Source organism: Rhizobium sp. RHZ01, from assembly GCF_014851595.1.
In the GTDB taxonomy this organism is placed as follows: Bacteria; Pseudomonadota; Alphaproteobacteria; order Rhizobiales; family Rhizobiaceae; genus Rhizobium; species Rhizobium altiplani.
On sequence record NZ_JACUZZ010000002.1, the window covers coordinates 198,713 to 212,389 of the forward strand.

Annotated in this window: 14 protein-coding genes; 9 read left to right on the plus strand and 5 right to left on the minus strand. The window is 61.0% G+C overall.

What is annotated here, in order from left to right:
* Positions 1 to 137 precede the first annotated feature (137 nt).
* The 5 genes from IB248_RS03775 to pyrC all read left to right on the plus strand — a co-directional run bounded on the left by IB248_RS03775 (position 138) and on the right by pyrC (position 4,207).
* Positions 138 to 1,202, plus strand: coding sequence for an ABC transporter permease (locus IB248_RS03775; RefSeq protein WP_018857690.1), 1,065 nt, complete (start codon positions 138 to 140; stop codon positions 1,200 to 1,202).
* Position 1,203: 1 nt separating this feature from the next.
* Positions 1,204 to 1,986, plus strand: coding sequence for an ATP-binding cassette domain-containing protein (locus tag IB248_RS03780; RefSeq protein WP_018857689.1), 783 nt, complete (start codon positions 1,204 to 1,206; stop codon positions 1,984 to 1,986).
* Complete coding sequence (locus tag IB248_RS03785) at positions 1,983 to 2,609, plus strand: nucleoside triphosphate hydrolase (protein ID WP_192240340.1); 627 nt, start codon at positions 1,983 to 1,985, stop codon at positions 2,607 to 2,609. Before IB248_RS03780 ends, IB248_RS03785 begins: the two co-directional genes overlap by 4 nt.
* 117 nt (positions 2,610 to 2,726) lie before the next feature.
* Positions 2,727 to 3,077 (plus strand): DUF805 domain-containing protein, encoded by a 351-nt coding sequence (locus IB248_RS03790; protein ID WP_192240341.1) that lies wholly within the window; start codon positions 2,727 to 2,729, stop codon positions 3,075 to 3,077.
* Positions 3,078 to 3,166: 89 nt separating this feature from the next.
* Positions 3,167 to 4,207: a dihydroorotase gene (gene pyrC / locus IB248_RS03795; RefSeq protein WP_192240342.1), complete on the plus strand. Its 1,041-nt coding sequence runs from the start codon at positions 3,167 to 3,169 to the stop codon at positions 4,205 to 4,207.
* 43 nt (positions 4,208 to 4,250) lie between these two features.
* Here the strand turns inward: pyrC and IB248_RS03800 are convergent, their stop codons facing one another.
* Positions 4,251 to 4,733 carry an anthrone oxygenase family protein gene (locus IB248_RS03800; RefSeq protein ID WP_026371833.1) on the minus strand — a complete coding sequence of 161 codons (483 nt, stop codon included), beginning with the start codon at positions 4,731 to 4,733 and terminating at the stop codon, positions 4,251 to 4,253.
* Positions 4,734 to 4,946: 213 nt separating this feature from the next.
* Between IB248_RS03800 and IB248_RS03805 the strand changes: the two genes are divergently transcribed.
* Positions 4,947 to 5,597 carry a TetR/AcrR family transcriptional regulator gene (locus tag IB248_RS03805; RefSeq protein ID WP_192240343.1) on the plus strand — a complete coding sequence of 217 codons (651 nt, stop codon included), beginning with the start codon at positions 4,947 to 4,949 and terminating at the stop codon, positions 5,595 to 5,597.
* A 40-nt stretch (positions 5,598 to 5,637) separates the two neighbouring features.
* Here IB248_RS03805 and IB248_RS03810 read toward each other — a convergent pair whose 3' ends face one another.
* Positions 5,638 to 6,909 carry an MgtC/SapB family protein gene (locus tag IB248_RS03810; RefSeq protein WP_192240344.1) on the minus strand — a complete coding sequence of 424 codons (1,272 nt, stop codon included), beginning with the start codon at positions 6,907 to 6,909 and terminating at the stop codon, positions 5,638 to 5,640.
* Positions 6,910 to 7,148: 239 nt separating this feature from the next.
* Here IB248_RS03810 and IB248_RS03815 point away from each other — a divergent pair, with 239 nt between their 5' ends.
* Positions 7,149 to 7,838, plus strand: coding sequence for an orotate phosphoribosyltransferase (locus tag IB248_RS03815; RefSeq protein ID WP_192240345.1), 690 nt, complete (start codon positions 7,149 to 7,151; stop codon positions 7,836 to 7,838).
* Between the two features lie 90 nt (positions 7,839 to 7,928).
* Positions 7,929 to 8,855 (plus strand): carbohydrate kinase, encoded by a 927-nt coding sequence (locus IB248_RS03820; protein ID WP_192240346.1) that lies wholly within the window; start codon positions 7,929 to 7,931, stop codon positions 8,853 to 8,855.
* Between the two features lie 6 nt (positions 8,856 to 8,861).
* Here the strand turns inward: IB248_RS03820 and IB248_RS03825 are convergent, their stop codons facing one another.
* Positions 8,862 to 9,662 (minus strand): alpha/beta hydrolase, encoded by an 801-nt coding sequence (locus IB248_RS03825; protein ID WP_192240347.1) that lies wholly within the window; start codon positions 9,660 to 9,662, stop codon positions 8,862 to 8,864.
* A gap of 159 nt (positions 9,663 to 9,821) precedes the next feature.
* On the opposite strand from IB248_RS03825, the gene IB248_RS03830 reads away from it, so the two are divergent.
* On the plus strand, positions 9,822 to 10,106 hold the full coding sequence (locus tag IB248_RS03830; protein ID WP_018857679.1) for a BON domain-containing protein: 285 nt from the start codon (positions 9,822 to 9,824) through the stop codon (positions 10,104 to 10,106).
* A 78-nt stretch (positions 10,107 to 10,184) separates the two neighbouring features.
* On the opposite strand, the gene pgi is transcribed toward IB248_RS03830, so the two are convergent.
* A complete protein-coding gene (gene pgi / locus IB248_RS03835) occupies positions 10,185 to 11,819 on the minus strand; it encodes a glucose-6-phosphate isomerase (RefSeq protein WP_192240348.1) in 1,635 nt (544 codons plus the stop codon).
* Between the two features lie 138 nt (positions 11,820 to 11,957).
* Complete coding sequence (locus tag IB248_RS03840; RefSeq protein WP_192240349.1) at positions 11,958 to 13,658, minus strand: long-chain fatty acid--CoA ligase; 1,701 nt, start codon at positions 13,656 to 13,658, stop codon at positions 11,958 to 11,960.
* Between the last annotated feature and the right edge of the window lie 19 nt (positions 13,659 to 13,677).

A 13,677-nucleotide genomic window follows, 5' to 3' on the forward strand; every position in this document is an offset into this window, starting at 1 on the left:
TTACTGCCGGCCGGGGCTTGATCCCCGGTCGGTTTCGACCGACCATGGCTGCTGTCTCGGGAACCGGCAAACAAAGACCGGTGTGATATGGGGCAGGGCTTCCGCGCGCGGTTTGGCGCGAAAGCGGAGGAGGAACAATGACCGGAGCACAGGACTTCGAACGGGTTCTTGACGGCAGCGACAAGAATGTCGCGTCGTTCGAGCATCAAGCCGTACCATTTGTGAAGCGTGCGCAGCATTTCTTGCACTCGACACCGGCCGCTGTGCCGCTGATCGTGCTGGTGCTGTCGATCATCATTTTCGGCATCGCGATTGGCGGGCGGTTCTTTTCGTCCTACACGCTGACGCTCATTCTCCAGCAGATCGCCATCGTCGGTATCCTGGGGGCCGCGCAGACGCTGGTCATCCTGACCGCTGGCATCGATCTTTCGATCGGTGTGATCATGGTCATCTCGGCCGTCATCATGGGCAATTGTGCCATCACCTATGGCATCCCCACACCGATCGCCGTGCTGGCCGGCATGCTGGTAGGCGGCCTCTGCGGTCTCCTGAACGGTTTCCTCGTCGCGTTCATGAAACTGCCGCCGTTCATCGTGACGCTCGGTACGTGGAACATCGTGATGGCCACGAACTTCATCTATTCCGCCAACGAAACGATCCGCGACACCGATGTCGACGCGCAGGCGCCGTTGCTGCATTTCTTTGCGATCAGCTTCAGGCTCGGCAGTGCAGTCCTGACGCTCGGCGTCATTGCCATGGTGCTACTTGTCCTTGCGCTCTGGTACATCCTCAATCACACCGCCTGGGGCCGCCACGTCTATGCCGTCGGCGATGATCCGGAAGCGGCAAAGCTTTCAGGTATTCAGACCAAGAGCGTGCTGCTCACCGTCTACACCGTCTCTGGCATCATCGCCGCCTTCGCAGCCTGGGTCTCCATCGGCCGCAACGGCTCGATTTCTCCCTCGTCTGCGGTAACGGATTATAACCTGCAGGCCATCACGGCGACGGTGATCGGTGGTATCTCGCTCTTCGGCGGCCGCGGCTCAATCCTCGGAACACTCTTCGGCGCGATGATTGTCGGCGTCGTCTCTATGGGCCTCAACATGCTCGGCGCCGATCCGCAATGGAAGGTGTTGCTCACCGGCGTGCTTATCATCGCCGCGGTCGCAATCGACCAGTGGATCAGAAAGGTGTCGGTGTAATATGGCGAACGAACCTCTCCTCTCGGCACGCGGTCTGGTCAAGCGCTACGGACGCGTTACCGCACTCGATCATGCCGATTTCGATCTGTACCCCGGCGAGATCCTGGCAGTCATCGGCGACAACGGAGCCGGCAAGTCCTCGCTCATCAAGGCGATCTCGGGCGCCATCAGCCCCGATGAGGGCGAGATCACGCTGGAAGGCAAGCCTGTGCATTTCAAGTCTCCGATGGAGGCGCGCGATGCCGGCATCGAGACGGTCTACCAGAACCTCGCTCTATCGCCGGCGCTTTCGATCGCGGACAATATGTTCCTCGGCCGAGAGATTCGTCGGCCGGGCATCCTTGGCAGTTGGTTTCGCATGCTCGATCGCCCGGAGATGGAGAATCGCGCCCGCACCAAGCTTTCCGAGCTTGGCCTGATGACCATCCAGAATATCAACCAGGCCGTCGAAACGCTCTCGGGCGGTCAGCGGCAGGGTGTGGCGGTCGCGCGTGCTGCAGCCTTCGGTTCCAAGGTCGTCATCATGGACGAGCCGACGGCTGCCCTTGGCGTCAAGGAAAGCCGCAAGGTCTTGGAACTGATCCTGGACGTGCGCTCGCGCGGTCTGCCGATCGTGCTGATCTCGCACAACATGCCGCATGTCTTCGAGGTTGCCGACCGTATCCATATCCACCGGCTCGGTCGTCGCCTGACGGTCATCAATCCGAAGGAATACACGATGTCCGATGCGGTCGCCTTCATGACCGGCGCCAAAGCCGCTCCGACGGAGCCGGTTGCCGCATGAGTGCAACGATCGATGAAATCGCCGGCGAGGTCATCGATCGCGCCGGTGACACCAAGCGCTTCCTGATCGCCATCGCCGGCCCGCCCGGCGCTGGCAAGTCCACCATGGCGGACAACCTCGCCGACGCCCTGAAAGCCAGGGGCGAAACGGCCGAGGTCCTGCCGATGGATGGCTTCCACATGGACAATGCCATCCTCATTGAACGCGGTCTTCTGGCGCGCAAGGGTATCCCGGAAACCTTCGACGTCAGGGGCTTTCTCGATGTCATCCGGGCCGTGCGTCCCGCCGACCAGGACGTGCTGATCCCTGTCTTTGACCGGTCCAGGGAAATCGCCATCGCCTCGGCGCGTGTGGTTTCGCCGGAGCATCGCTTCATTATCGTCGAGGGCAATTACCTGCTCTTCAGCCAGGGCAAATGGGCAGAGCTCGAAGGTATCTTCGACTACTCTGTCATGCTCGCCCCGCCGATCGAGGTGCTCGAGGAACGGCTGTGGGCGCGTTGGCGCGGCTACAAGCTGACAGAGGAAGAAGCGAGCGCCAAGGTTTACGGCAACGATTTGCCTAATGGTCGATTGATCCTTGGCAATCGCCGCAGGGCCGATGTGACGCTCGAGATCGCCTGACCTGTCTGGCGGTCTGGCTGAATGCCGGGACTTGCATCGCCTGATGGAATCGTTGCAGGCTCACCTTCATACAACTTTTGCGGTTTGGCACCCTGTGTGGACATGAAGGAAGAGCGCATGAGTTTCACGGAAGCAGTCTCATCGGTCTTCTCTAAATACGCGGTTTTCAGCGGCCGCGCCGGTCGCCCGGAATTTTGGTGGTTTGTGCTCTTCAACGTCATCGCCTCGCTGGTTCTGGGCGCCGTCGACTATCTTCTCTTCGGCCGCGAAATACTCGGCGCCGTCTATGGGCTTGCCGTGCTGCTTCCGGGTCTCGGCGTGGCGGTCCGCCGCCTCCATGATATCGGCCGCTCCGGCTGGTGGATTCTCGTCGGCATCATTCCGCTGGTGGGCTGGATCGTTCTGCTCGCGTGGTATCTTACCCCCGGCACGCCCGGCTCCAACGAATATGGTGCAGCACCAGCCTGAGTGTCGCGGGCAAAGTGTTTGCCATGGCCCGCTTCGGGGTGATAATGCGCAGGGCTGAACCTTATAGGCCAGCCTCCGGAGTCCAGCGCATGCAATCGATCACCATCCGTCGCCCCGATGATTGGCACCTGCACCTGCGGGACGGCGCCATGCTGGAAGGTGTGATCGGCGATACCAGCCGCGACTTTGCCCGCGCGATCATCATGCCGAACCTCGTGCCGCCGGTGGTGACCACGGCGGATGCCGAAGCTTATCGCGGCCGCATCATGGCGGCGCTGCCGAAAGGCGACAAATTCCAGCCGTTAATGACGCTCTATCTGACGGAACATACGAATCCCGATGATGTCGAGGCCGGTAAGACGAGTGGGCTGATCACGGCGGTCAAGCTCTACCCGGCCGGTGCCACGACCAATTCACATGGCGGGGTGCGTGATATCGAAAAGGCGATGCCGGTGCTGGAGCGCATGGCCAAGATCGGCCTGCCGCTCTGCGTTCACGGGGAGGTGACGACGCCTGAGGTCGACATCTTTGACCGTGAAGCGGTGTTCATCGAGACGGTGCTCGATCCGATCCGCAAGCGCTTGCCCGAACTCAAGGTGACGATGGAGCACGTCACCACGAAGGACGGCATCGACTACATCAAGTCCGCGAAGGGTGGTCTCGCAGGCTCGATCACCACCCACCACCTGATCATCAACCGCAACGCCATCCTCGTCGGCGGCATTCGCCCGCATTACTATTGCCTGCCGGTGGCCAAGCGCGAAAACCATCGTCTTGCGCTGCGTGCCGCTGCAACAAGCGGCGATCCGCGCTTCTTCCTCGGTACGGATTCGGCGCCGCATGTCGATCCCTTGAAGGAATGTGCCTGCGGCTGCGCCGGCATCTATACTTCGATCAATACGATGAGTTGCCTTGCGCATGTCTTCGAGCAGGAGAATGCGCTCGACAAGCTCGAAGCCTTCGCGTCGCTGAACGGCCCTGCCTGGTATGACCTGCCGGTCAATGAAGAGAAAATAACGCTGGTCAAGCGTAACGAACCCGTCAGTTTTCCCGCCAAGATCGAAACCGGCGCTGGCTCCGTTACGGTTTTCGATCCGATGTTCCCGCTCCATTGGGATGTCGAACGCTAAAGCTTTCCATTGGCAATTTTGCGCGGACTGCAGTCCCTCCCGCTTAGATGAGCATCAAGGCGCGGACGAAGGCCATGGATGCGAGCAGCGAGGCGATTGTCCTCACATGGTTCCACCACGTCCAATCCTTGAGATAGCTCGCCCAGAGCGCGGTCGCCTCGGCGCCGCCACCACCGACTTTCGCCAGCGCGTCGTTCATCGGCACGTTGAAGACGATCGTCGAGAGGAACGATGCAAAGATATAGAGCACCGCTCCGGCCAGCATCCAGACGCTGATGCCTTCGCGCCAGTTGAAGAATGCGAAGGCAGCGATCACAAGGCAGAGGACCGCGGTCGGCACGAAAAGCAGCATGAAGGGCGAGCGCACGATCGTGACGTTGATGGAGTTCATGGCCGCTATGCCCTGTTCGGCGGGAATGCGGGCGAACGACGTCATGATGAAGGTCGAAAAGGCAAAGAAGATGCCGGCGACGAGGCCGCTACCGATCGCAGCAGCCGCCAGAACGATCCAGAGAACCAGTGTCATGTTCATATCCTCCACGGGCCATTGGCGGCAGCATCACGCAGATGGGGCCGAAAATCCTTGGCGGGGCGGTCGAAAAATTACTGGGTCCCGCGCGTCGATGAGAATGGAATGCCGCATAAGAATACTCCTCCGGCAAAAACAAGAGAAAGTCTCTCATTTGTAAAATGAGATAAGCTCTCTTATTTTCGTCGTCAAGGAAAAACGGAGAGTGGAATGGGCGAAGAGGTTTCCGTGAGCCGCAGAAGACAGCCGGAATCAACCGGCCAACCGCGCCGGATTCCGCAGCAGAAGCGCGGGCGGGAGCGCTTCGAGAAGATCCTTTCGGTGGCGCTCGAGCTCATCGAAATGAATGGCAGCGATGCGCTGAAGATGAGCGAGATCGTTGAAAAGGCAGAGCTATCCTTCGGGGCGCTCTACCAGTATTTCCCGGACAAAAGCTCGATCATCCGCACACTGGCCGGACGCTTCAACGAGCAGGGCAGGGCCTGCGTCGAAGCCGAGCTTGCGGCGGTAAGGGACGCGGCGACGCTGCGGCAGGCACTCTGCAACATCGCCGACCAGTATTACGACTTCTTCCGGCAAGAGCCGGCGATGCGCGATATCTGGGTCGCCACCCAGGCCGATCGGCTACTGCAACAGATCGATGCCGAGGACATGGAGTTTCATGCCCAGGCGTTGCTTTCGGTTCTCGCCACGCTGGAACCAGGGCGGAGCAAGGGCGAACTTGTCGCCATTGCCAGGCTGACCATGCAGCTGCTGGCAGCCGCCGTCCGCTATGCGATCTCGCTGGATGATACCGAGGGACGGGCTGCGATTGTGCTTTACCAGCGAATGCTCCCGATCGATATCGGCCGGTTGTCGTAGTCACGGCGACTGGTGGAACTGGTCACGCCGGTCCAATTGTTCAGGCCGGCAAAAAGCTGCGCGCCGCGAAATAGCCGATGGCTCCGAGCGCGACCGCCACGACCGAAGCCAGCCCGAGCGCCATCGCGTACTCCCGCCGGCCGGCGGTGAAGGCAAGCACCACCTTTGTCACCGCGTTGACCGCGACGGCGATCAGAATGACGTCAGCCGCCTTAATCACGTCGATCGTCGAGCCGGCGAGGCGCGCGGTGGATAGCGTGATGGCATCGACGTCGACGAGGCCGGAGATCGCCGCCACGACGAAGAGCGCGGACGGGCCGACATATTCGATCGCGATCTTCGACACGAGACTGATCAGGCCGAGCAGCAGAGCAAAGGAAATGACCGTGGTGAGCTCGAAGGGGTTCTTGAGGTCGATCTCCGGCGCCTTTGTCGCGGTCTCCGAACGCCAGACCGAAAACAGCGCCGCTGCCAGGAAACCGATGATTGCAGGGACCAGCGCGGCGGCGAGGGGCGCCAGCAAGGTGAAGGAAAGCGCGCTGGCGATGACGAGAACGCGGGCGAAGGAGAGGGCGCCGGCAATGCCTGCCCCTGCCGCAAGGTGGCGTGCGCCCTCCGGCGCCTGCGCCGAATAGCGGGCGAAGGAAAGCGTCAAGGCGGTGGACGAGACAAGCCCGCCCGCGGCACCTGCCAGCAGAACGCCACGGCCCGGGCCCATCAATCGAATGGCGGCATAGCCGGCGAAGGACAGGGCTGCGATGGTGATCGTCAGCAGCCAGAGCGAGTAGGGGTTGAGCGCGCCCCAGGGATCCAACGCCCTGTTAGGCAACAGCGGCAAGGCGATGACGGTCATTGCAAGCAGCACCAGCGCCGAGCGGAGCTCCACCCACGTCAATCCTCTGAGGAAGCCATGCAGGCTATGGCGAGCCGCAAGAATGACCGTCGTTGCGACACCGCCGGCTGCCGCGGTAACGATGTCGCCGACAGCTGCCAGAAAGCCGAGCCCGAACACCACCAGGGCGGCCACGACCGAGGTGATGCTGTAGTCTTCGTTTTCCTTCGTCTCCTGCCACTTGCCGGCAATGTAAATGGCCCCCAGAAGCACGGCGATCGTCGCAGGCAAAAATGGGCCGGTCATCGCTTGAAGCGTTCCGGCTATTCCGCCGAGAAAACCGGTAAGGCCGAACGTCCGGATGCCCGCCGCTCTGCCGCCAGCGCGAATGTCGCGCTCCTGCCATCCCCGCTCGACCCCGACGAGCAGGCCAATAGCAAGGGCGACGCCGAGCCGCTGAAAAACCTCAATATGCTCCATGACGTGACGATATCGCCGCCGCGCCGGCGCGCAAGCGCAAATAACTGAAAGAATTGATGCATTGCTGGCTCAGCGCAACGAAGGCGGTGCCTTCAGGCACCTCTGGACGGATGCCCGGCCGACGTCTTCAAGCGCTGTCGCGTTTTTTGCCCTCATCGACGGCGTGGAATCGCTCGCCGTTCTGGAAAACTGCCGCGCTTGCTGCTATTGGCCCATAAATATGACCAAAGGAGAGAGCGATGATCCAGACGACATTCACCGACCGCGCCGTGATGGCGGAACTCGTGGCGAAGATGCTCTGGGAGATCAAGGCGGTGCACTTCAATGCAGCGCAGCCCTACAAATTCGCCTCCGGCATGGCGAGCCCGGTCTATATCGATTGCCGCAAGCTGCTCTCCTTTCCGCGCGTGCGCTCGACCGTGATGGATTTCGCCGCCAGCGTCGTTCTGCGCGAAGCCGGTTTCGAGCAGTTCGATTGCGTGGCCGGTGGCGAGACTGCGGGCATCCCATTTGCAGCCCTTCTCGCCGATCGCCTCAGCCTGCCGATGATCTATGTCCGCAAGCAGCCGAAGGGTCATGGCCGCAACACGCAGATTGAAGGCAACATGCCGGAGGGCTCACGCGTCCTCGTCATCGAGGACCTGACGACGGCAGGCGGCAGCATGTTCAAGTTCATCGATGCCGTCAGGGCTGCTGGCGGCGTGGTCGATCATGGTATCGCCCTGTTCTATTACGGCATTTTCGATGAAGGCGCGCTGCGCTTTGCCGATGGCAAGGTGAAGCTGCACTACATCGCCACCTGGCGCGATGTGCTGGCCGTCGCCAAGGCGCAGAAGCTGTTCGACGAGAAAACCTTGAGCGAAGTCGAAGCCTTCCTCGATGCGCCGCTCGCCTGGTCGGGACGCAATGGCGGCATTTCATCACTTTGAATGAAGAATTGCGTCGCGGCGCTTTGCTTTTGCCACGAAATTATCTAATCGATTTGAGCATCGATGGATCGTAATGCTTGGGAGGCCGGAATGATTTTGTGCTGTGGCGAAGCGCTGATTGACATGCTGCCGCGGGAGACGACTCTGGGCGAGAAGGGCTTTGCCCCATACGCAGGGGGCGCGATCTTCAACACGGCGATCGCACTCGGACGCCTCGGCATTCCGACAGCCTTCTTCACCGGCCTCGCCGACGACATGATGGGCGAAATCCTGCGCGATACGCTGCAGGCGAGCAATGTCGACTTCAGCCTCTGCGCCATCACCCCACGCCCGTCGACGGTCGCCTTCGTCAAGCTGGTCAACGGCCAGGCAACCTATGCCTTCTACGACGAAGGCACGGCCGGGCGCATGATCACGACCGACGATCTGCCTGTCCTCGGCGACGATTGCGAGGCGTTGCATTTCGGCGCGATCAGTCTCATCCCGAGCCCCTGCGGCGAGACCTATGAGGCGCTGCTCGACCGCGAATGCGACAAGCGGGTGATTTCGCTCGATCCGAACATCCGCCCGGGCTTCATCAAGAACAAGGACGCCCATATGGAGCGCATCAAGCGCATGGCGTCCAAGTCCGACATCCTGAAATTCTCTGACGAGGATCTGGAATGGTTCGGCCTCGAAGGCAGCCATGACGACCTGGCGGCCTACTGGCTGAAGCAGGGCGCCAAGCTCGTGGTCATCACCAAGGGTGCCGAGGGCGCATCGGGCTACACCAACGAGCGCAAGGTCACCGTGCCGAGCGAGCGCGTCACTGTCGTCGATACCGTCGGCGCTGGCGACACCTTCGATGCCGGCGTGCTTGCCTCGCTGAAGATCGACGATCTCCTGACCAAGGAAAAGGTCGCCTCGCTCAGCGAAAAGGCGCTGCAGAACGCGCTTTCGCTTGGTGCCAAGGCCGCTGCCGTCACCGTCTCGCGCGCCGGCGCCAATCCGCCCTGGGCGAAAGAAATCGGCCTCTGAGACAGGCTATAGCCGATCGAGAAAGGCGAGCACTTCGCGGTTGAAGTGCTCTGGCCGCTGCAGCGGCGCGAAATGGCTGACCTCCGGAAGCAGGATGAGTTCGGCATCGGGAATGCTGCGGACCAGATAATCGGCGTGCTCGCGCTTGATGAACTCGTCATTGTCTCCGAGCACGACCGCGACCGGCACCTTGATGCCAGCGAGATCGGTAGCCGTATAGTTTGGCTCGCTTGCCATCATCTTCGACACATCGCCCACGAAGCTCTCGAAGGCATCGGGCGTGGCGGATAGCGCCTGATAATCCTTCCGATGACGACTGAAGCAGCGATCGATGACCGGTGTCGGCTTGAATTCAAGCGTGCCACTGGGATCCATGTTGCAGGCGAAGAAAAACACACCGGGTACCCGCTCTGGCCGCTGGTCGGCGAGGATCAGCGCCGTACAGGCCCCGTCGCTCCAGCCGACAAGGGCGGACTTCGTAAGCTCAAGGCAATCCATCACCGCAAGAACGTCGCCTGCCATCTGGGCATAGTGATAGGGGCGCATGTCGCGCGTGCTGCGGCCGTGGCCGCGACTGTCGATAACGACGACCTGTCGGCCCGCGGCGACCAGTGCCGGCACCTGATAGCCCCAGTTCCCCGCATTGCCGAGCCCGCCATGCAGCAGGATCACGGCTGGGCCGGAACCGTAGGTCGCATACCAGATGCGAGCGCCGTCGTTCTCGACGAAGCCTTCTCGCTGCGGCCTTGGCAGGGGCGCTGCGCCATGTGTTTCGAAATTCAGAAGCTCGTCGTCCGTCACATCCATTCAACCTCTCCCCATAGCGATGTACCTAAGACGCATCGTGAAGCCGAATTTCGACATTGACCAAGCGCTACCACAAGACAAATGCCGGCGCATGTCATACTTAATAGACTGCTAATATTACGGCCTGTAGCTTCAGCGTTTAACGTTGGAGGAGAAGAAATGGTTCTACGCGTTGATGGTCAAGGCTGGTCGCTCAGCAGCGTCGAAGCCGGACATTGTTCGGCGGCGACTAAAGCCGCGGTCAAGTGCGCACTGGAAGCGTCATCGGAGTTCGACAGCACGCAGATCGTTGTTTCAATGCTTGGCGATTTCGTGGTGCTTGAAGGCTTCGTCCGCTGTCGCGGAGATGACGAACTAGCCGCGGATGTCGCCGCTGCCATCGTCGGATCGACCCAGGTTCACAATCGACTGATATGTCGAGGCTTCCCGAAGAGGTCGAACTAGAGGACGGGCTTTTAAGCCCTCAAGCCAGTTTCCAGACTGTGTAAAGCTCCCGCGGCCAGCCGCGGGAGCTTTCTGATCTCAATGCTCTGTTTTGGCAAGTTTTGCCAGTGCGGCAACGAGGCCCTGCGTCGAGGAGTCGTGGCCGGCAGCGCTTTCCTTGCCTTCCACGACAGGCAGCAGACCAGTCGCCAGTTCCTTGCCGAGTTCGACGCCCCACTGGTCGAAAGAGTTGATGCGGAACAGCACGCCTTCGACGAAGACTCGGTGCTCATAGAGCGCGATCAGGCGACCGAGCGCGTAGGGCGTCAGCTTGTCGTAGACGAAGGTGATCGACGGGCGGTTGCCGGTGAAGACACGATGCGGTGCGATGAAGTCGGCCTTCTTGTCGTCCATGCCCTTGTCGGTCAGCTGCTTCTTCGCCTCGTCGAAGGTACGGCCCTTCATCAGCGCTTCGGACTGCGCAAGCACATTCGATATCAGAAGCTCGTGCTGGTGGCGCAGATTTGGCTCGAAGGCGTTCGCCGCGATCATGAATTCGGCCGGGATGACGCTCGTGCCCTGGTGGATCAGCTGGTAGAAGGCGTGCTGGCCATTGGTGCCGGGCTCGCCCCAGACAACAGGACCGGAATTACCCTCGACGGGCGTTCCGTCGATCGTGACACCCTTGCCGTTCGATTCCATGTCGAGCTGCTGCAGATAGGCCGGGAAGCGCGACAGGCGCTGGTCGTAGGGCAGGACGGCACGGGTCGGATAGCCGAGTACATTGCGGTGATAGAAGCCGATCAGGCCGAGCAGCATGGGCAAGTTCTTGGTGATCGGTGCGGTGCGGAAGTGGTTGTCGACGGCATGGGCGCCCTCGAGAAACTTGATGAAATTTTCCGGGCCGATGGCGATCATGATCGGCAGGCCGATCGCCGACCAGAGGGAGTAGCGGCCACCCACCCAGTCCCAGAAGCCGAAGACGCGTTCGCTCTCGATGCCGAAGGCCGCGACCTTGTCGAGTGCGGTCGAAACGGCAGCGAAATGATGCTGGACGGCGGCCTCGCCGAGCGCGTCGGCGATGAACTTGCGCGCCGTTTGCGCGTTCGTCATCGTCTCTACGGTCGTGAAGGTCTTGGAGGCGACGATGAACAGTGTCGTCTCGGGCTGAACGAGCTTCAACGTGTCGGCGATATGGGCGCCGTCGATGTTGGAAACGAAATGCGCGCGCGGTCCATCATGGAAGGGCGCCAGCGCCAGCGTTGCCATCACGGGGCCGAGGTCAGAGCCGCCGATGCCGATGTTGATGACGTCGGTGATGGCCTTGCCGGTCGCGCCCTTAAGACTGCCGGAGCGGATGCCATCGGCGAATTTGCCCATGGCGGCAAGCACGGCGTTGACATCAGGCATGACATCCTTGCCGTCGACAAGCACCGGCGTATTGGAGCGGTTGCGTAGCGCCGTGTGCAGAACGGCTCGGTTTTCGGTGAAGTTGATCGCCTTGCCGGCGAACATTTCGTCACGCTTGATTTCAACGCCGCCCGTCTCCGCGAGCTTGACCAGGAGAGCCAGGATCTCGTCGTTCACGGCCGTCTTGGAATAATCCATCAGGAGGTCGTCGAGCGACACGCTGAAGCGCGAGAAACGCTGCGGGTCGGCGGCAAAGGCGGCGCGCAGATCGGTTGCCTTGGTGGCGGCTGCAGTGCTCTTCAATTGTTCGACGATGGCATTCATGGGAGGCTCCTTTGCAGGGCGAGAGGGTCGCGGAAACTATTCGCTTTGTAGGGCGCAAATCAAGTTCGGCGACCTCTCGGAACGCAAAAAAGCCATCTGAACAAACGGATGGCTCATAATTTCACGCGACCGTCAAACTTAGCCGCGCAGATCCTTGCGCAGGATTTTTCCGACTGGCGTTTTCGGCAGTTCGGTGCGGAATTCCACGAAGCGCGGCCGCTTGTAGTTGGTGAGGTTTGCCGCGCAATGCGCCTTGACGTCTGCCTCCGTCAACGCCGGGTCCTTGCGAACCACGAAGAGCTTCACGGCTTCGCCGGAATGCCCGTCGGGGATGCCGACAGCCGCCGCCTCGAGGATGCCGGGATGCATCGCCGCCACTTCCTCGATCTCGTTCGGATAGACGTTGAAGCCGGAGACAAGGATCATATCCTTCTTCCGGTCGACGATCTTGGTGTAGCCGCGCGCATCCATGAAGCCCATGTCGCCGCTGCGGAAATAGCCGTCCGGCGTCATCACGCGGGCGGTCTCCTCCGGTTTGTTCCAGTAACCAGCCATCACCTGCGGGCCGCGGATACAAATCTCGCCGATCTCACCAAGCGGCAGCGAATTGCCGTCCTCGTCGCGAATGTCGAGATCGGTGGATGGAATCGGTAGCCCGATGGAACCGGTGAACTCTGCCGAATCGAAGCGGTTGGCGGTGGCGACCGGCGATGTCTCGGAGAGACCATAGCCTTCGGTGATATGGGAGCCGGTGATCTTCATCCAGCGCTCGGCGACCGGTCGCTGCACCGCCATGCCGCCACCGAGCGACATCACGATGGAGGAAAAGTCGAGCTTGGCGAAATCGGCGTTGTTCATCAGCGCGTTGAAGAGTGTGTTGAGGCCGGGGAAGATGTGGACCTTCACCCTGCCGAATTCCTTGACCAGCGCCGGAATATCGCGCGGGTTGGCGACGAGGATATTGTGGGCGCCGAGCGACATGCCCATCAGCGAATTCACCGTCAGTGCGAAGATATGATAGAGCGGCAGGGCACACAGGAAGTTCAGAACCTCTGGGCGCGGCTTCTTGTCGAAAGCCGATCGCAGCCACAGTTCGAGCTGCAGCTTGTTGGAGAGCAGGTTCCGGTGCGTCAGCACCGCGCCCTTGGCAATGCCGGTCGTGCCACCGGTATATTGCAGAAAGGCGATGTCGCCCCCCGTCAGGCTTACAAGTTTGAAAGGTTGGCCGGCACCTTCCGCGAGCACCTGCTTGAAGGTCTTGTGCTGCGGAATAGACCATGAAGGAACGAGCTTCTTGACCCTGCGCACGAGCAGATTGACGATCAGCCCCTTGGCGCCCAGCATCTCGCCGAGCGACGTGACGACGACATGGCGCACATCGGTTTTGACCAGTACCTGCTCGACCGTTCGCGCGAAGTTTTCGAGCACGAAGATGGCCTTGGCGCCCGAGTCGCGCAGCTGATGTTCCAGTTCGCGGGGTGTGTAGAGCGGATTGACATTCACGACCACGAAGCCGGCCCGCAGGATCCCGTAAACGGCGACCGGATTCTGCAGAACGTTCGGCATCATGACGGCAACGCGGTCACCCTTCTCGAGGCCGATGCTCTGCAGCCACGCTGCAATCTTGCGGGTCTGGCTCTCAAGCTCGCCATAGGTCAGCGTCTTGCCCATGCTGGAAAAGGCGATGCGATTGGCATAGCGCGCGCAGGATTTCTCGAGCAGTTCCGCAAGCGATTCGTATTCCGGCGGTGGAAGCTCTGCCGGCACGCTGTTGGGATAGGTCGCAAGCCAGGGCTTTTCGGGCTTCGCACCGCCTGGATGGACGGAAATGCTATTCATATGGTCTCTCTCCCTGTCG